This window comes from Myxococcus sp. CA051A, from assembly GCF_013336705.1.
Classification (GTDB): domain Bacteria; phylum Myxococcota; class Myxococcia; order Myxococcales; family Myxococcaceae; genus Myxococcus; species Myxococcus llanfairpwllgwyngyllgogerychwyrndrobwllllantysiliogogogochensis.
In genome coordinates, this window is sequence record NZ_JABUMS010000007.1 from 251,005 (window position 1) to 269,228 (window position 18,224).

At 68.6% G+C, this 18,224-nt stretch carries 17 protein-coding genes; 4 read left to right on the forward strand and 13 right to left on the reverse strand.

The annotated features are described in order from the left end of the window. Window positions 1-10 precede the first annotated feature (10 nt). Window positions 11-1,696 carry a serine/threonine-protein kinase gene (locus HUA74_RS21700; RefSeq protein WP_174456049.1) on the reverse strand — a complete coding sequence of 562 codons (1,686 nt, stop codon included), beginning with the start codon at window positions 1,694-1,696 and terminating at the stop codon, window positions 11-13. 255 nt (window positions 1,697-1,951) lie between these two features. Here HUA74_RS21700 and HUA74_RS21705 point away from each other — a divergent pair, with 255 nt between their 5' ends. The 3 genes from HUA74_RS21705 (at window position 1,952) to HUA74_RS21715 (ending at window position 4,743) form a co-directional block, all read left to right on the forward strand. Beyond that, a complete protein-coding gene (locus HUA74_RS21705) occupies window positions 1,952-2,863 on the forward strand; it encodes an ABC transporter ATP-binding protein (protein ID WP_254614001.1) in 912 nt (303 codons plus the stop codon). Between the two features lie 3 nt (window positions 2,864-2,866). After that, window positions 2,867-3,646, forward strand: coding sequence for an ABC transporter permease (locus HUA74_RS21710; RefSeq protein WP_371745670.1), 780 nt, complete (start codon window positions 2,867-2,869; stop codon window positions 3,644-3,646). A gap of 80 nt (window positions 3,647-3,726) precedes the next feature. Then, on the forward strand, window positions 3,727-4,743 hold the full coding sequence (locus tag HUA74_RS21715; RefSeq protein WP_174456050.1) for an ABC transporter substrate-binding protein: 1,017 nt from the start codon (window positions 3,727-3,729) through the stop codon (window positions 4,741-4,743). Window positions 4,744-4,783: 40 nt separating this feature from the next. Here HUA74_RS21715 and HUA74_RS21720 read toward each other — a convergent pair whose 3' ends face one another. The 8 genes from HUA74_RS21720 to HUA74_RS21755 all read right to left on the reverse strand — a co-directional run bounded on the left by HUA74_RS21720 (window position 4,784) and on the right by HUA74_RS21755 (window position 13,702). Continuing rightward, window positions 4,784-5,251 carry a macro domain-containing protein gene (locus tag HUA74_RS21720; protein WP_174456051.1) on the reverse strand — a complete coding sequence of 156 codons (468 nt, stop codon included), beginning with the start codon at window positions 5,249-5,251 and terminating at the stop codon, window positions 4,784-4,786. After that, window positions 5,244-6,374, reverse strand: coding sequence for a hypothetical protein (locus HUA74_RS21725; RefSeq protein WP_174456052.1), 1,131 nt, complete (start codon window positions 6,372-6,374; stop codon window positions 5,244-5,246). The genes HUA74_RS21720 and HUA74_RS21725 overlap by 8 nt, the downstream gene beginning before the upstream one ends. A 426-nt stretch (window positions 6,375-6,800) precedes the next feature. Continuing rightward, window positions 6,801-8,063, reverse strand: a complete 1,263-nt coding sequence (locus tag HUA74_RS21730; protein ID WP_174456053.1) for an HlyD family efflux transporter periplasmic adaptor subunit — start codon at window positions 8,061-8,063, stop codon at window positions 6,801-6,803. Between the two features lie 39 nt (window positions 8,064-8,102). Beyond that, window positions 8,103-11,207 carry an ABC transporter transmembrane domain-containing protein gene (locus HUA74_RS21735; RefSeq protein WP_174456054.1) on the reverse strand — a complete coding sequence of 1,035 codons (3,105 nt, stop codon included), beginning with the start codon at window positions 11,205-11,207 and terminating at the stop codon, window positions 8,103-8,105. Window positions 11,208-11,218: 11 nt separating this feature from the next. Next, a complete protein-coding gene (locus HUA74_RS21740; RefSeq protein WP_141641865.1) occupies window positions 11,219-12,280 on the reverse strand; it encodes a hypothetical protein in 1,062 nt (353 codons plus the stop codon). Next, complete coding sequence (locus HUA74_RS21745; RefSeq protein WP_174456055.1) at window positions 12,273-12,590, reverse strand: hypothetical protein; 318 nt, start codon at window positions 12,588-12,590, stop codon at window positions 12,273-12,275. Before HUA74_RS21745 ends, HUA74_RS21740 begins: the two co-directional genes overlap by 8 nt. A 5-nt stretch (window positions 12,591-12,595) precedes the next feature. Continuing rightward, window positions 12,596-13,417 (reverse strand): hypothetical protein, encoded by an 822-nt coding sequence (locus HUA74_RS21750; RefSeq protein ID WP_174456056.1) that lies wholly within the window; start codon window positions 13,415-13,417, stop codon window positions 12,596-12,598. A 114-nt stretch (window positions 13,418-13,531) separates the two neighbouring features. Continuing rightward, the gene (locus HUA74_RS21755; protein ID WP_174456057.1) at window positions 13,532-13,702 is read right to left on the reverse strand and encodes a hypothetical protein; all 171 of its coding nucleotides are present in this window, start codon (window positions 13,700-13,702) and stop codon (window positions 13,532-13,534) included. Between the two features lie 153 nt (window positions 13,703-13,855). On the opposite strand from HUA74_RS21755, the gene HUA74_RS21760 reads away from it, so the two are divergent. Beyond that, window positions 13,856-14,608: a pyridoxine 5'-phosphate synthase gene (locus tag HUA74_RS21760; RefSeq protein ID WP_174456058.1), complete on the forward strand. Its 753-nt coding sequence runs from the start codon at window positions 13,856-13,858 to the stop codon at window positions 14,606-14,608. A gap of 20 nt (window positions 14,609-14,628) precedes the next feature. Here the strand turns inward: HUA74_RS21760 and HUA74_RS21765 are convergent, their stop codons facing one another. The 4 genes from HUA74_RS21765 to HUA74_RS21780 are packed head-to-tail and all read right to left on the reverse strand — an operon-like array spanning window position 14,629 to window position 18,209. Further along, window positions 14,629-15,681: a phosphotransferase gene (locus HUA74_RS21765; RefSeq protein ID WP_174456059.1), complete on the reverse strand. Its 1,053-nt coding sequence runs from the start codon at window positions 15,679-15,681 to the stop codon at window positions 14,629-14,631. Next, complete coding sequence (locus HUA74_RS21770; RefSeq protein ID WP_174456060.1) at window positions 15,678-16,553, reverse strand: SDR family oxidoreductase; 876 nt, start codon at window positions 16,551-16,553, stop codon at window positions 15,678-15,680. Before HUA74_RS21770 ends, HUA74_RS21765 begins: the two co-directional genes overlap by 4 nt. A gap of 27 nt (window positions 16,554-16,580) precedes the next feature. Next, window positions 16,581-17,519, reverse strand: a complete 939-nt coding sequence (locus tag HUA74_RS21775) for a carbohydrate kinase family protein (protein WP_174456061.1) — start codon at window positions 17,517-17,519, stop codon at window positions 16,581-16,583. Window positions 17,520-17,564: 45 nt separating this feature from the next. Next, complete coding sequence (locus HUA74_RS21780) at window positions 17,565-18,209, reverse strand: hypothetical protein (RefSeq protein WP_174456062.1); 645 nt, start codon at window positions 18,207-18,209, stop codon at window positions 17,565-17,567. Between the last annotated feature and the right edge of the window lie 15 nt (window positions 18,210-18,224).

The window sequence follows — 18,224 nt, forward strand, 5'->3', positions numbered from 1 at the left end:
GAATCTCGGCTCAGTCCTCCTGCAACAGATTGAGCTTGAAGACATTGGCCACGCCCGCCTTCACCTCGAAGCTGCGCGTCACCTTCTTCCCCAATCGCGGGTTGGAGGCCGTCACGGTATGGATGCCCGCCGGGACGTCGATGACGGCGAGCGGTGTTTCGCCCAGCAGCCTTTTGTCGAGATACACGACGGCATAGGGGCGGATGCGAAACTCCACCGAGCCCAGCGCGCGCTTCACCGCTGGTGACGCGGGCTCCTTGCTCTCCACATGATTGTCACTCGCGGGAGGCACCACGGGCGCGAGCAGGTCGAAGTCGTCTGTGTCGGGGGGCCCTTCGTCCTGCTCCCGCTTCACCGCGAGCTGGGCCTCCAACTCGGCCTCGTCCGGCTTCTCCTCCACGCCCTTCGTGTCCTTCGTGTCCGCGGGGACCGTGGGCGCGGCGGCCACGAGCGCGGTAGCCCCTGGTGCCTGCGTCGCCGCTCCCGGCTGAGCCTGGGGCACAGGGGACGGAGTTCCTCCGAGCAGCGCGTAACCACCCCCCGCGACGAGCAGCGCCGCACCCACGAGCGCCACCGGCACGAGCCTCTTCTTCCGCGCGGCGCCCGCCTCCGAGCGAGGACGCTGCTCCGTGTCCTGTTCGAACACCGAGGGAGCGGGCGGGTCCTGTGTCTCGGGGTGCTGCCTTCGTGAGGGGCCGGAGGGCACCGTGCGCTCGGGCGTCTCCACCCGAGCGTCCCGCAGCTCGGGCCGAGACGACATCGGCGCGGGCGTCGGAACGAGGCGCTCCTCCACCACCTGCCCGACGGCCTGGGCAATCTGATACGCGCCCACCGGCTCGCCCAGGGACAACACGAAGCGCTCCAGGTCCGCATGAAGCGCGCGACAGTCCGCGTAGCGGTCCTCGCGGTCCTTGTGCAGCGCCCGGGTGATGATGGCTTGAAGGGCGCTGGGAACATCCTTGCGATGACGGCTCACGGGCACCGGTTCGCTCGAGACGATGGCCTGCATCATCGCCAGCTCCGAGGGCCCATCGAAGGGCAGACGTCCCGTGAGCAGCTCGTACAGCACCACGCCGAGCGCATACACATCCACGCGCCGGTCCAGCGGGTCCGCCCGCACCTGCTCGGGCGGCATGTACGCGACCTTGCCCTTCACGATGCCGGTCTGCGTGCGGTGCTTTTGTCCCGCCACCTTGGCGATGCCGAAGTCCACCACCTTCACCGCGCCCTGCCGGGACACCAGGATGTTGTCCGGGCTCACGTCGCGGTGAATCAACCCGAGCGGCTGGCCCGTCGTCGGGTCCGCGAACTCATGCGCGAAGGCGAGGCCCTCCGCCGCCTGCGCCACGACCTTGGCGCAGATGCCGGGGGCCAGCGGCTGCCCTCGCGTCGCGGCCTGTCGCTGCCAGCGCCGCAGGTTGGGCCCGTCGATGAGCTCCATCGTCAGGAAGTAGCTGCCCTCGGCTTCACCGAAGTCGAAAATCTGGACGACGTTCGGGTGGTTGAGCCCCGCGACGAGCCGCGCTTCGCCGAGGAACATCTCCACGAAGGACGGGTCCTCCGCCAGATGCGGGAGGATGCGCTTGAGCACCAGCGTCTTCTCGAAGCCCCCGGGCCCGGCCGCCTTCGCCAGGAACACCTCCGCCATGCCTCCGGTCGCCAGCTTGCGGACGAGTTCGTATTTCCCCAGGTGCATTGGCGGGAGATTCCCCCAGGTCTCTCTCCAAGGGAACCCCCACACCTGCCCTCCGGTCCGGGACAGCCGGGCGGGCACCGGAAGCAAGCGCCTCCGGAGTCCCTACGTTTCAGAAGCCGAGGTCACGAAGTGCTTGTACCCACGTCCAAGCACCGGGCCTCCCTGGTTGCTGGACGAGGAAGCAGGATGGCGAGCGCTCTCGAAGCGGCTCGCCACCCCCTTCCGCCCTGCCCACATGTGCCTAGTTTGTGGCCGATGCTGCGTGCCCTCCTTGGCCGATGGCGAAGCTCGCTGCGCCTGCTCCGGCCAGCGCACGTGGAGGCCGACCACGCGAAAATCTCCGTCACCCAGCTGGGCCACCGCTACGCCAACAAGGTCGTGGCGCTCCAGGACGTGGACCTGAACGTCCGCTCGGGGGAGCTCGTCTGCCTTCTGGGTCCTTCGGGCTGCGGCAAGTCCACGCTGCTCTACGCGCTGGCCGGCCATGTGCAGCCCACCGGCGGCACGGTGTCCATTGATGGACAACGCATCCGAGGCCCCGGGCCGGACAGGCTCCTGATGTTCCAGGAGGCGGCCCTCTTCCCGTGGCTCACGGTGCGCGGAAACATCACCTTCGCCCTGGCCGCGCGAGGCGTGCCGCGCTCCCAACGCAAGGAGCGCGCGGACCAGTACATCCGACGCGTGCAGCTCCAGGGCTTCGAGGAGACGCTGCCGCACCAGCTCTCCGGCGGGATGAAGATGCGCGCCAGCCTGGCGCGGGCGCTCGCGGTGGACCCGACGGTGCTGCTCATGGACGAGCCCTTCGGCTCGCTGGACGCGCAGACGCGCATCCACATGCAGGAGATGCTTCAGTCCATCTGGATGCGCACCCACAAGACGATTGTGTTCGTCACGCACGACGTGCACGAGGCGCTGATGCTGGGCACCCGCGTCGTCCTGATGGCGCCGAGGCCGGGACGCATCGTGAGGGATTTGGAGGTCCACCTGCCCATGCCGCGCCACCCGGAGGACGCGGCGCTCACGGAGATGGTCCGCCATGTCCAGGGCCTCTTGCGCGAGGTGGAGCGAAACGCCCTGCCGGAAGCGACACCGCCGAGGGCAACCTCGTCCACGACGGCGTCGACCCACACGCTGCCCGCGTCGGGACTGCCTCGGCCCGTGAGGTGAGCCATGAAGCGCGATGCCCCCTTGAAGAACTACGGGCAGAAGCTGGGCCTGATGCTGTTGCTGCTGGGCGCCTGGGAGGGCCTGTCCCGGCTGGGCATCTGGTCTCCGTACCTCTTCCCCGGGCCAGTGACGGTGGCCAAGAGCCTGTGGAGCATGGCGGTCGACGGGCGGCTGTTGGATGCCACGCTGCGCTCCCTGGGGCGACTGGGCCGTGCCTATCTGATGTCGGTGGCCATCGGCGTTCCCCTGGGCCTGCTGATGGCGCGGCTGGCATTCTTCCGCAACGCGGTGAAGCCGGTGGTGATGGGGTTGCAGGCGCTGCCGTCCATCTGCTGGCTGCCGCTGGCGCTCCTGTGGTTCGGGCTGACGGACACGTCCATCCTCTTCGTCGTGGTGATGGGCAGTGTGCTGGGCATCGCCATCGCCACGGAGGACAGCGTGCAGGGCGTGGACCCGCAGTTGTTGCGAGTGGCCAGCACGCTGGGCGTTCGCGGCCTGCGCTTCCAGTTCGGCGTGTTGTTGCCGGCGGCGCTGCCGGGCATCGTCACGGGGCTCAAGCTGGGGTGGAGCTTCGCGTGGCGCGCGTTGCTGGCTGGCGAGCTGCTGTTCGTCTCGGGGGGCCTGGGACAACTGCTCACGGTGGGGCGTGAGTTGATGGATGTTCCTCAAGTGATGGCGGTGATGGTGGCCATCATCCTCATTGGCATCACCGTGGACCGTGTCTTCTTCCAGACGGTGGAGGGGCGGTTGCGGCGTCGGTGGGGGCTGGAAGGCACGCTGTGAGGCGTGGGACGTGAAGCGCCCGACGCTTGTGCTTCGACACCCGTTGCCAACCCGTCCCGCCGTCCCTCTTCTGGGTGCCTATGCGCGCGTTTCGTTCCCTGGCTGTCCTCGTGCTCGCTGGCCTCATGGGGCTGGGGGTCGGTTGCAAGCGTGACGCGTCTGGCGGTGCCGACGCGCCCTTGCGCATGGGGTTCTTCCCCAACATCACGCATGCGCAGGCGCTGGTGGGCAACGCCGAGGGCGCCTTCGCGGCGGAGCCTGGCGTGGGGAAGCTGGAGGTGAAGCAGTTCAACGCGGGGCCCGCGGCCATGGAGGCGCTGGTGGGCGGCTCGCTGGACGTGTCGTACGTGGGCACGGGGCCCGCCATCAACACGTACCTCAAGGCGGGCAAGGACCTGCGCATCATCGCGGGCGCGGTGAATGGCGGGGCGGTGCTGGTGACGCGCACGGCGAAGTCGGCGGCGGAGCTGAAGGGGAAGAAAATCGCGACGCCCCAGCTTGGCAACACGCAGGACATCGCGCTGCGCCACTGGCTGAAGCAACAGGGCTTGAGCACGAACCTGGATGGACAGGGTGACGTGCAGATTGTGCCGCTGACGAACTCGGACATCCTGGTGCAGTACCTGCGGGGAGGAATCGAGGGCGCGTGGGTGCCGGAGCCCTGGGGCACGCGGATGCTGCTGGAGCCGGAGGGCGGCGGGCAGATTCTCGTGGATGAGAAGACGCTGTGGCCGGAGGGGCGCTTTCCCACCACGGTGATAGTGACGACGCGCAAGGTGTTGGAGACGCAGCGTCCGCGCATCGTGGCGCTGCTGCGCGCGCACGTGAAGCTGACCGAGCGGTGGCAGCAGAACCCGAAGGGCTTCACGGCGGAGGTGAACCAGGCGTTCGGGAAGCTGACGCAGAAGCCATTGCAGCCGGCGATTCTGCAGGGTGCGTTCTCACGACTGGAGCCGAGTCTGGACCCGGTGCCCACTGCGCTGAGCACCGCCGCGAAGCATGCGCAGGAGCTGGGCTTCATCCCCACCTCGGACATCAACGGGCTGGTGGATTTGAGCGCACTGAATGAGGCGCGCGGGAGCGGGGCGAAGAACTGAGGGGCTGGCTCTGGTCCGACACGAAGGGCCGCGAGGGGCCTCAGGGAACGGGGGCGTCAGCCGGGGGATAGACGAGCACCCGAACGGAGGGGATTCGCGCGAAGGACTCCTGGATGAGGGGGAAGACCTCCGTCCACGCCAGGCCTCCGTTTCCGCAGCCCAGGGCGGGAACGGCCAGTGATTGAATCCCCTGGCGTTGGACCTCCTCGACGAGGGACTCGAGGCCCGTGCGAATCCACTCCAGGCGCGAAGGCTGGCGCCAGCTCCGCTTCGTCGGGAAGTTGATGATCCACCGCGGGCCCTTCAGCGCTCCCAGGTCGAAGACATGGACGCGGCCCGTCTCGAGGCGACCTGCCTTCGCCTCGCGTTCGTACTCCTTGAACATCGCGGGGAAGGCCCGCTTGAACTGGAGTGCGATGCCCTTGCCCATCACTCCTTCCGTGTTGACGGCGTTGATGAGCGCCTGGACGTCCGCTTGAAGGAGATTGCCTTCGGCGAGTTCAATCATGGGTGCTCCTCTTGATGGGTTTTCGCGGCGGGAGCGACACCTTCCTGTCTGGCGCACCACCTGGAGGACCCCTTGTGGAGAACGGTGGATAGCCTTCCTGCTGGTACATCAGGCGCGTGTCATCGTTGGTGAGCCGGTCGGGATTGAAGAGCACTTGAATGTACGTGTGGTGCTCGTCCACGGCGCAGACCTTCAGGTTCACCCATACAGGGGCCTTCCCATCCACCCAGAGGTAACGGGCGGCCTGCTTCTCCTCCACTCCCATCAGCACCTCTGGCCGCAGGAGCCGGCCTCCCAGGAACTTCACGCGGCCATCCTTCTCGGGCGGCCACTCCGCGGCCTTGAAGTCGAAGCGCAGAGAGGGAGGGAGCGTCTCCGTCACCAGCATCTCCCCAAGCTGACGGCACGATTCCGCGGCACGGTGCAATCGGTCCCAGAAGTCCTTGAAGTTGATGGGGCGGAACTCCTGCGCGACTGGAGTGTCCTTCTTCACGCCCGCGAATGACCCTCCTGTTCCCTGGAAGGTCACCACACCCTCCTCCAGGACAGGCTCTCCCGGTGGAGCGGTGAAGACTTCGTGCGGCGGCTTCCTGCCTCGGAACAAGACCCGGTGCCACATCCCCACGGCTTCACACAGCACGGCCTGGGCGGAACCGCGCCATTCGCGGGTGGTGCCCGGAGGAAACTTCACTCCCACCAACACTCCACTGCGTCCCTGTGACGGGGCTTCACAGAAGAAGGTCGTCGTCCGCCGTGGCTCCGGTGTGGACACGGTCATCGACCAGAAGGGTTCCACCGTGACGGCATGCTCGTCCACGACGACTCCGGGCCACTGTTTCTCCGCGCAGAGTCGAATCGCGGTCTTCAACCACACGGGCTCCGCGGGGACCTCCACAGCGTATCGATTCGCAACCAGATGACCCCGGTCCCGAAGCATGCGCAGTTGCTTCAGTCGATACCCAGAGACAATCGCGGAGCAGAGGCACCCGAGGACGAACTCCGTGAAGGCATCAGGGACAGGTTCGGCGGTGATGAGGTCGATGTCGACGCCACCATCTACGAGTGGAAGCAAGTAGATGCCGACGGCGCACTCACCGTTCTCGTCGAGAACAGCGCCTTCCACACTTGCCCACTTCTGCATCTCCAGGTCTTTGGAGACCAGGATGTACCGAGGGAAAGGGTTCGGGATCCGTCCCTCTTCGAAAAGGATTCTCCAAGCCTGGCTACACACGAGCTTGGGCCACCTTCGTCTCAGTCCGCGGACGAATCGCTGAGCCACCGACTGCGCGACTTCGCCACTGACGGCGAAGTCATTGTCCACGCCGCTCTCAGCCATGCGCACTCCCCCACCAGGACTCCACCCTGAGCAGTAGTGCCACGCGTGCGGAGTCTCTGTCCATGCCTCCAGCCGACGCCTTCAACGGAACGTTCATGAGGGTTCGACCCGGATAGGCCTCGACGTTCGGCGGGCCTCCGCTGCTGGATATCGGCGCCACCTACGCCATTGATGTCACAGGCTGGCGGATCCTCTCCGTGCAGCAGTAGCGACTCAGTGACCCAGGCTGTCCACGCCGCGCAGTGGGCGCATCAGCGCGGAGATGAGCCGCTCGCGTCGCACGACGAATTCCGCAGTGCCCGTCATCCCCGGACGCAGCCGCACGGGCACTCCCGCCGTGGAGCGGGGCTCACCGGGGACTTTCACGTCGACGCGATAGGGCGCGGCGCCCAGCGTGTCCTCCTGCCGCCGCGTCGTGTCCCCCGCGATTCGCGACAGCTCCCCCAACAGAACGCCGAAGTCCTGGAAGGGATACGCGTCCAGCTTGATGCGCACCGGCTGCCCGTCTCGCAGGAAGGCGATGCCCTCCGATGCCACCACCGTGCGCAGCACGAGCCCATCCTCCGATGGCACCACCAGCGCGAGCACACTCCCCGCCTGCACCACGTCCCCTCGGTCGAACACCGTCAACCCCTGCACCGTGCCCGCTCGCGGCGCCACCACCTCCAGCCGCGCGGCCTCCAATCGCGTCTCCTCCAGTTCCCCCGTGTAGCGCTCCAACTCCACCTTCGCCGCCGACAGCGCAGCTCCATCAGAGAGCGAAGCCACGCGGGAGTCACCCTCCAGCCCACGCTGCTCCAACTCCAATCGCCCCAGGCTCGCTTCCAGCTCGCGCACGGAGGCCTGCGCCGCCACCACCTGCGAGCGCGCCACCTCCGCTTGCACGGACGCGTTCTCCGCTTCCACCGAGGCGACGAATTCCTTCTCGCGCAGATGTTCAGCGTTCCGAGCATCCCTTGAGCGCGCCTCCGCCTCACGCTCCTTCGCGTGGATGAGCGCTCGCGCCGCCTCCAGCCGAGCCGCTGTCTCCAACGCCGTCGCCTTGCGCACGCGAACCTGCATCCCGAACGACTCCGTCCGCGACGCCACCAGCGCCTCCAGCATCACCACCCGCGAGCGCGCTTCCACCACCTGCTGCTCCAGCAACCTCACCCGCGAGCGCACCTGCGCATCGTCCAGTCGAAGTAGGACCGCTCCCTGCTCCACCTGCTGTCCCTCGCGCACCGCGATGTCCAACACCACACCGGAGCGCGGCGCCTGCACTCGCGCCGTCTCCCCCACGGGAGCCACCACGGCCTGGCCCCGGACCACCACATCCATCTCGACGAAGAACAGCGCACCGAAACCCAGCAGCGCCAGCGCCGCGCACACCGCATACAGCCCACGCAGCACGCGGCGCGTCCGAGGAAAGTCGAGGACCGGCAACAACTCCCGATAGGTGTCCTCAATCACCGCCATGAGCACCCTCCGCGCCATGGAGCCTTCCCAACAAGGCGCCGAGCCCCCGCCCCATTCTCAGTCACCGCCATGAGCACCCTCCGCGCCATGGCGCTTCCAATTCGGCGTCGCCTGCGCGAGCGCGCTGTACAGCTTGCCCTGCGCGGACATGAGCGACTCGTGCGTCCCCATCTGGGAGATATGTCCCTCGTTCATCACCACGATGCGGTCCGCGTGCTGCAACGTCTGGAGCCGGTGACTGATGATGAGCGTGGTGCGCCCCCGGACGATGTCGCGCAGCCGGTCATGAATCGCCTGCTCCGCCAGCGGGTCCAGCGCCGCCGTCGCCTCGTCGAAGATGAGGATGCGTGGGTCCGTCACCAACGCTCGAGCGATGATGACCCGCTGACGCTGTCCCCCCGACAACGTCAACCCACGCTCCCCCACCAGCGTCTGGAACCCATACGGCAGCTCCGTGACGAAGTCATACGCCCCCGCGAGCCTCGCCGCCCGCACCACCGCTTCCTCCGTCACCGGACGCCCACAGGCGATGTTGTCGAACACCGTCCCGGAGAACAGCTGCGTCTCCTGCGTCACCATCCCTATCTGCCCACGCACCGACTCCGGCGTCACGTCCCGCAGGTTGTACCCATCAATCGAGACCGTCCCCTCGCTCGGGTCATGCAACCTCAGCAGCAGCCGCACCAGCGTGCTCTTTCCACACCCCGATGGCCCCACCAGCGCCACCACCTCCCCAGGCGCGAACTCCAGGTCCAGCCGCTCCAATGTGTTGGACTCACGGCCAAGCCCATAGCGGAAGCTCACCCCCCGGAAGCGGATGTGCCCCTTCACCTGCGGCAGCTCCAGCACCGCCGACGCACGCTTGTCCCCCTCCCCCGCCACGTCCTGCACCGCACCCACTCGCTCCAGATGCGCCTGCACCCGCTGGTAGTCCCGCCACTGCGTCGCCAGTCGCACCACCGGCCCACTCATCTGCCTTGCGAACAAGGTCGCCGCGATGAGCGCTCCCACCGTCAGCTCCCCCCGCAACACCGCGCGCGAGCCCACCCACAACACCAACGCACTGCCCACCAGGTCCAACGTCTGCGACACACTCGCGCCAATCGCCCCGTGCATCGAGGCCTTGAAGCCATGCTGCAGCGACGGCGCCAGCAAGCGCTGCATCGTGCGCAGGAACGGCAACTCCAGCGCATGCGCCTTGAGCGACTCGAAGCCCTTGAACGAGTCCATCAGGTGCGTCTGGTACAGGTCATGCTGTGACAGGTACGCCACCGTGTGGTTCCGCACCCAGCGGCCCACCACGGCCGACACCAAGAGGTGCAGCGGCATCAACCCCAGCGCGAGCACCGCCAGCGTCGGCGAGTACATCATCAACACCCCCGCCGTACTCAACACCAGGGCCACATCGATGGTGATGGCGATGGCGTTGTCCACGATGAAGCCTCGAATCAGCCCCACCTCCATGAACCGGTTCAGGATGTCGCTCGTCGTGAAGCGCTGAAACAACCCCGACGCCCCGTCCAGCACCCGTCGATAGAGCGTCTCCACCACGTCGCGTTCGATTCGCGTGGACACCTCCAGCACCAGATAGCTCCGCGCGAAGGCCAGCACTCCCGACAACAGCGCCGTGCCCACCAACCCCGCCAACAACACATCGAGCAGCTGCGCATCCGCCCGCATCAACACCCGGTCGATGACCACCTGGCTTCCCAGTGGAAACGCCAGCGCCAGCACCTGCAACAACAACGACAGACCCACCAGCTCCGCGATGACCCCTCGGTACGGGCGCAGCAACACGGAGAAGCGCGCCAGCGCGGACTTCTCCTGCTGCTTCGGCGGAAGCGCCGCCACCGCCGTCGCCATCCGGTCCGACGGCTTGAGCAACAACAGCACCCCACGCCAGGAGCGCAGGAACTCCTCCTTCGGAATGAAGCGCGTGGAGAACGACGGGTCTCCCACGACGACACCCTTGCGGGTGACTCGCCACACGACGACGAAGTGGTGCCGGTCTTGAAGATGCGCGATGGCCGGCAGGTCCACCGAGCGCAACAGCTCCCAGTCCGCCTGGACGCCCGTGGTGATGAACCCGAGCTGCTCACCCGTGCGCGACAAGTCCAACAGGCTGGTGCCATACCGGCTCACACCCGCGAGCTTCATCAGCGACGGGTAGTCCAGCTCGTGCCCGTAGTACCGCGCCACCATCCGCAGGCACGCGGCACCACAGTCCATGTGCTCCTGCTGCCGATAGAACGGCACCTGTTTCCACGGCGACGCGGCCGTGGGGCGCTCCGGCAGCTCCATCGAGGACTCCTCTTCGGGAGGTGCCTCGGGTGGAGCATTCACGTCCGTGAGGACCACGTGCGGCCAGCGATTGAACTGCGCGCTGCTCCTCGCCACACGTCGACCCAGCGCGCGTCGCACGCCCGGGAAGCGCAGCAACACCTCCGCCGCGGCGCCTCTGGGAGCGGACAGCAGGGTGCTGGTCTCCAGCGCTGTCGCCGCCGCGAAGACGGGTGCGTCCAGCAGCAGCGCATCCAACGCGAAGTCCTCGCCCGGCCCCAGGGCCCGCTCGCCATAGCGCACCGAGCCCTGCCTCAACACCCACCACTCCGCCGCCGTCGCTCCCGCCGGCATCAACACCGTGCCCTCCGGCACCGTGCCCTCCCGGAAGCACGCCGCGAGCCGCAGCACACCCTCCGGCTCCACATCGTCCCCGAACAAGTCGAGCAGCGCCCGGCGCAACGCGGGACACAGCAGCGCCGTCAGCCCACCCGTCTCGTCCAGCGCCAACGCCTCCCGGAAGTCCGCGCCGGACACCTCCAGCACGCGCGTCCCTCCACCCGTCACGACGTCGAAGCCGTGCGTCGCTCCGTCTTCACGCGCATGCGCGCCATACAGCTCGCCCGCCGCCACATGCGTCACCCGGAGGAAGGCCCCGTGATTGGCACCCAGGTGCCCCATCACCAACATGCCCTCAAGAACCAGGCGCACCGTGTCGCAAGGCTGACCCCGATTCGCGACGAGTTCCTGCGACACGTACTCGCGCATGCGTCCCGTCTTCATCAAGTGTCGGCGCACCTCATCCGGCAGAATGCGCAGCACGCCGGACACGCGGCGCGCGTCCAGCGGGGAGACCTCAACGGAGTCCGCTAGCACACTCATCTCGGGTGGACTCAGTCCTCCACGGTGAAAACCGTCGGCCCTTCCTCCGGGCCGTAGAAGTCGAGCAGCTCGCGGTGGTAGGCCATCGTCAGCCGGCAGAAGGTGATGAGCCGTCGCCGGATGCGCGCCTGGTCCGCCGCGGTGAGCGGGCCCGCGTCCGCGAAGGGCTCGCGACCGAACTGGTCATGGTCGTCGCTGCAATCCCCCACGTCGTGGTCCCGGAATGGCCCGAACGCCTCCACCGGCAACACCGCGTGCTCCGTGAAGCGCTCCCAGAACTTCCCCACCGTGGCCAGCGCCGTCGGGTCTCCCTCTCCCACGCCGATGCAGGCCGAATACGACAGCGGGTCCGCCATCCCCAGCCAGCGCAGGTGGTTGATGAGCGCCTGCATCGCGATGAGCGGCGACGCGCGCTCCAGGTCCGCCTCCGTCAATCCCGCCGCGAGCAACCCGCGCTTCAACCACGCGTGATGCCAGTACTCGAACGACAGGTGCTCGCTCAGGATGGTCTTCAGCCGCTCCGTCGGCTGCGACGCCACCGCCGCGCTCTGATGCGACGAGGCCGCCGCCGCGAAGTGGTAGTTCTCCAGCAGGTAGCCCACCGCCAGACGCCGCGACACCGGCCCCGTCCAGAACCGACGCAGCATCGACGACGGCCCCCAGCGCTGCTGCGCGATGCCCGCCAGCGAGCGCAGGTGCTCGTAGTACGTCAGCGCATCCACCTCCAGCCCGCTCGTCTGCACCAGCACCGCGCGGTGATACAGGTCCTGCGCCACCGACGACACCAGCTCCAGCCCCAGCCGCGTCTCCTTCGCGATGTCCGCCAGGGTCCGCTTGCCATCCAACAACTGAATCACGCGCCACGCCTGGTCGGCGCTCTCGCTGTCGATGGTCATCACCTCCCAGGGCTCACCCTCCGCCGCGCCGAGCACCAGCTCACGCCGCGCCAGTCCCTCCGGGCGCACCCAGTTCGCCAGGGCAAGTCGAGTCGCCGGCAAGAGCGGCCCCGGCTCACGGGTAGAGGGATGCCAGGCACGTCCGATGATGGGAAGGTGGCCGTTGTTGTCACTCATGGGTTTCACCGCCTGCGGATGGGTTGCTTGTGGAAGGGTGGGCGACGAGCGAGACGAGCTCCTGCTCGGCGAAGGCACTCAGCGTGTCGCGGGTGATGGACCGGGCCAGCTCCAGCGCCCAGCCCCGCTCGCTGTGCAGCGCCTCCGCCACCTGGGCCACCGTCCTCACGCCGTCACAGGCGCGCCAGACGGCGTCGGTGCCTTCGTCCAAATCGAAGTAGTAGTTGTCGAGGATGAGGTGCACCTGCCCCTCGGCTCGACGGCGCCGCACACGCAGGTGCGTGACGGGAACGAGCGTGTCCAAATCCATGGCGCTCATTCCTCGATGACATCCGTGAGCTGGTTGCACAGCCGGATGCATGTCTCCAGATAGGTCTTCAAATCCTCCGGACGCTGACGCAGCCGCGCGCCATCCGGGAACTGGAGTTCCCAGAAGCGCTGCTCGAACTTGCGCGCCTCTTCGTCCCCACTCGCGACGAACTGCCCCAGGATGCGTGTGCGCCACTTGCGCCGGATGTTCGTGCTACCCCGGTAGTGACAGAAGGCGTCGCAGGTGGAGTTGAGCAACTCCCGCGCGCGCATCAGCGCCACGTCCGGCTGCTCCATCATCCCGTAGAGGTCCTCGAGCGCGTCGTCGACCTCGCGAATCTTCACCTCCAAGAGCCACCGCGACAGGCGACGGAAGTCGAAGCGCGAGCGCAGCCTGTCCAGCCGGCCGTCATGCATCAGCGCCACCCCCGTGCGCACACGGTGCAGGAAGACGATTTCGTCCTCCGTCATCCGCCGCTCCATCATCACGTTGTCCCGCCCGCCTTCTTTCAGGTCCAACGCGGCGAGCTTCGCGGCGAGCACCTCCACCGACGCCTCGCTCCAGTACTCGAAGTCCACGCGGCGCTTGCCGAGCATGTGCACGGAGAAGAGCGCGTCCCCGGCCTTGTGCAGGCTGGTACCCGTCGGTTCGCCTCCGCCGACGACGAACACGTCGATGTCGGAGAAGGCATTGCCCATGCCCTCCACCAGGGAGCCGGACAGGAACACGGCGGCCTCGATTGCGGGCGTCAGCGACTCCAGCGCCAGCAGGTGGCCAAGGTCCACGCCAAGCAGGTTCATCAGTTCGTCACGCGAGGGCTGAGTCATGAGGGCGGCGACACCAGAAGCGAGAAGAGGAAGGAAGGCGCGAGCCGGGTTCAGTGGCCCGCGCCTCCCCTGCATGAGCCTCAACGGCTCACGCGGTCAGCCTTCACCCGGCAATCACAGCACCGGGAAGACGCGGCCCGGCCCGATGACGATGGGACCGGGCAGCGTGACGATGGGGCCGGGCAGCGTGACGACGGGACCCGGGATGGTGGAGATGGAACCACCGACGACGCACTTCATGGTGTCGGCGGACAGCTTGATGGCAACGCTACGGGGCTTGTTCATGGTGTTGCTCCTTGAGGTGTCTGCGTTTCACTACGTGCTGCGTGCTGCACCTGGCGCGGCCAGGACTCGGGCCGCTTGAATCGGAAGAGACGTGGGAGACACACGACACGGCGGCCATGCGAGGATGGGCCCCTGGAACCCGGAGGTCCGTCGATGCGTGCCCCTGTGCCGACACCCCTGCTGCGCGTGGGTCTCAACAAGGTCGCCCTGCTGCGCTCGTCGCGCGGCGGCGCCGTGCCTGATTTGACGGAGGCCGCGCGCACGCTCATCGAAGGCGGCTGCCGCGCGCTGATGGTCCACCAGTGGTCCGACCACCGGCACGTGAAGCCCCACGACATCACCGCGCTCGCCGCCCTGGACGCCGTGCGCGAAGGCCACGCCACGCTGCATGTCGGCGGAGACCTGCGCGAGGACCTCGGCGCGCTGCTGGAGCGCACCCCCGGCGTCGGCTGCTGGGTGGTGACACCCTTCGAGGCCCAACACCTCACCACCCAGCGCGGCTGGCGCCCCGAGGACGACCAGCCCCGGCTGGCGCACTGGGCCCAGACGCTGCGAGGCCGCACGCGCATCTCCGTGTTCGTGGACCCGGAGCCAGAGGCCGTGGACCTGGTCGCGCGTGCCGGCGTCGCCGCCGTGGAACTGAACTGTCGCGACTATGTGGAGGGCTTCGGCACGCCCACGCAGGAGCGCGCGCTGGAGGCCCTGTCGCGCGCCGCGGACCGCGCACGCGAGCACGGACTGGACGTCAATGCGGCGCATGACCTGGACCGCCGCCACCTGTCTCCGCTGATTCGCGCCGTGCGCCCCACGCTCGTCTCCGTGGGGCACGCCTTCGTGGCCGCCGCCGTCATCGCGGGCCTGCGGGCGGTGCTGCCCGGCTTCCTCCACGCGGCCTCGCGGGACTGAGCGCTTCTTCGCGACGCGCGTCATCGCGACACCTCCGCACCCCGGGTGCCGTGACGCTCCAGCGCCTCCGCGAGCAGCCGCACGCCCGTGGCATGCAGCACCAGCGCGATGTCCTCGGTGCGAGGAGTCACCGGCGCCAGTTGGAACGGCGCGTTGGCCAGAAGCAGCAGCGGCGTGACGAAGTCCCACCGCACGCGCCAATCCGTGTCCCCTCGCGCCAGTGCCCGCGCGGGCAGCTCTTCACCCAGCCACACATCCAGCGCGGCGAAGCGCTCCAGGGCGGGACGCGCCCACAAGGCCCACTCCCACGACAGGCGCCCTTCCTCCTCGGACACCCGGGCCGCGCCAGCGCGCGCCAAATCGTAGAGGCCGCTCGTGCACGTGCGCAGCTTGGCCAGGTCCTCCAGGTAGTCGCTGTCGGAGTCCCCCGTGGCGGTCGAGCCCCTCGGGTCCAACAACAGGAAGCGACCCGTGGCCGGCTCCAGCAGGACGTTGTCGAACTTGAAGTCGCCGTGGAACCGTCCCACCCGGGGAGGATGCAATCGCGCGAGCAGCGCCGTGTCTCGCTCCAGCTCACGCACCAGCTCGGCCGCGCTCCGGTGAAGCCGGCCGTTGAGGTCCAGGCTCCCCGCGGCGCACAGCCGGTCGAAGCGGGCGGACAGCCCCCGGCCCGCGCTCGCGCGACGCCAGTACTTGTCCACATAGCTGGCGTGGAAGAAGCCCTCGGGCGCGGGACGGTGGTGGTCCGCATAGAGCGTGTCGAAGGCGAAGGACACGATGCTCCGCGTGCCGCTCACGGCCTCACCCACCGTCAGCGTGCCGTCCACCAGCACGCGCGACAGCTCCGGCCACGGACAGAAGTCCATGTCGTATTCGGCCCAGTCCGCGCCGGTGCGCACCTCCAGCACTCGAGGGAAACGCTCCGCCGCGCGCGGAGGCAGCTCGCGCAGCCACGCCACCTCACGCAGCAGCTTGTCGCGCCCATGCGTGGCGCGCTTGGTGACGCGACTGCCCGACACGCGCACGTCGCGCACCACCCCGCGCCAGTCGCCCTCGGCTCGCGCGCCGCTCACAGGCCCGCCTCCCGCTGGTGCCGGAGGACATCCAGTCCCTCGGAGAGAGAGAACGGCGTCTTCAGTCCCAGCGCCGTCAGTCGCGTGGACACCAGGCGGTTGTCCCGAGGCCGCACCGCGAGCGACGACTCCTTGCGCGCGCGCACCAGCGACACATCCAGGTTGAAGGCATGGGCCAGCCGCCGCGCCCACGCGTACTTGGTGGTGGCCTCGGCGCCACTGAAGTGCAGCACGCCGCGCACGCCGCCGCCCGCGAGCCGCGCCAGCAGTCCCGCCACCTCGTCCACCAGCACCGGGTAGCGCACCTGCTCGCCGTCCACGTACACGGGCAGGCCCGTGGACAAGTGCTCCAGCGTGGACGTGACGAAGGTGGACTTCTCGTCCGGGCCGGTGAGGCCGTAGAGCAACGGCACGCGCAGCACCAGCGCGTCCTCCAGCGTCAGCGCCAGCAATTCCCCCTCGCGCTTGGTGACGCCGTAGTGCTGGAGCGGCCGGGGTGCGTCCGTCTCCACGTACGTGCGGGCGGGGGCACCATCGAAGACATGGTCGGTGGACACGTAGAGCAGCCGCGTGCGCGTGCGTCGGCACGCCTCCACCACGTGGCCCGTGCCTCCCACGTTGATGCTCGTCGCGGCGGACCGGTGACGCTCGCAGTCGTCCAGGTTGCAGCGCGCCGCCGCGTGGATGCACACGTCGAAGCCGCCCTCCACGAAGGCCGCGTCCACGGCGCGTGCGTCGGTGATGTCCAGGCGCATGAGCCCCTGGCGCGGCGTCGTGCTCCAGGTCCCCTGGGCCTGGACGCCCTCCATCAACAGCGCGCGCATCACCCTGCGCCCCAGAAATCCGCTCGCCCCCGTGACGATGACCTTCATGGCCAGCCCCCCGTGTCCCCGCCGCCGCTAGAGCAGCGACAGAGACGCGCCCCCGCTCGTGCCCAGTCCCACACCCAGCAGCGCCAGCCGGTCCACTCCCGCGCGCGGCCCCGGGACGCCGCACTTCACCGCCGCCACCTTCGTCGCGAAGCGCAGCGCCTCACCAAAGCCATGCCCCGCCTGCACCGCCGCGATGTAGCCCGCGTGGAACGCGTCCCCCGCTCCCGTCGTGTCCACCACCTCGCAGCGCTCCGCCGCGACGCGGTGGTGCTCACCCTGCGCCGTCCACCCCTCGCAGCCCTCCGCGCCCAGCGTCCCCACCACCACGCGCAGTCCCCCGGCCAGCAGCGTGCGCGCGGCGGCGGACAGCTCGCGCTCCCCCGTCAGCTCGCGCAGCACCTTGCCCGGCGCGACCAGGCTCGTGAGGTACGGCAAGAGCGGCCGTGCCTCCTCCGCGACCTCCGCGTCCGCCAGCACCGGCAGTCCCTGGGCCCGCGCGCGCCTCGCCAGCGCCCGCGAGAAGGCGGGCTCGTGCCCGTCCAGATACACCAGCCCGCATTGCTCCAGCGGCGCGGCGTCCGCGGGGATGCCGTCCATGCGCAGCCGCGCGTCCTTGTGCATCACCAGCGAGCGCGTGCCGTGCGTGGTGTCCACGATGATGGCGGCCGAGTGCTGCGGACAGTCCGCCACCGTGAGGCTGCCCTCCACCACCACGCCGGACTCCACCAGCGAGCCGCGCGCCAGCCGCCCGAAGTCCCCGCCCCCGAAGACGCCGAAGTAGCGCGTGCGCACGCCCAGCGCGCCCAGCATCGCCGCGACGTTGGCGCCCTGCCCGCCTCCGAAGAAGCGCAGCCCGTCCGCCTGCACCTTGCCGTCCGTCACCAGCGCGTCGCGCGTGGAGAAGACGATGTCCACCGTGTTGTTGCCGATGACGAGCACTTCCATGGTGCCTTCCCGTGCCTGCATTGCCTGCCCTTTCCTGGCGCTGCGCCGCTCCCCCGCCCTGGCCACCTAGCGAGCCACCACCGGCCGCACCTGCGCCGGGGCCTCCGCATGCAGTCGGCGCAGCACGTCCGTCGCGATGCGCTCCGCCACCTGCTCCGGCCGCAGCTCGCTGGTGTCCACCACCGTCCAGCGCTCCTCGGCGGGCAGCAGCGACACGAGGTACTCGTCGTAGGCCTGGTGCCGCTCCGGGTTGTCGCGCAGGTACGTGTCACGCACCGACTTGGAGGGACGCAGCAGCGCCCGCTCCCGCTTCGCCTTCGGCGTGGACGTCAGGTAGTAGTTGAACGCGAACGGCAGGTGCTCATCCCAGATGAGCTGGCTGGGCAGCCCCGACACATCCGGGTGGAAGAAGCGGTTGCGCCCCACCTGGCTGAGCCAGTGTCTGTCCTGGACGAGGAAGCCCGACGGCAACCCGCGGTGACAGCGCGCCAGGTCGAGCAGGATGTTCGCCGAGTAGAACCAGTCAATCTCAAGCAGGTCCGGCGTGCGCTTCGCCTCGGCCAGGAAGTGGTCGAGGATGGGCATGTCGAACACGTAGCAATGCCCCAGCCGCGCCGGCAGCCCCGCCGCCGTCAGGCGCGCGCCCAACAGCTTGCACACCGTCGTCTTGCCCGCGTAGTCCGTGCCTTCAATCAGCAGTCCGTGAATCATGTGCGCCTCGCTCGG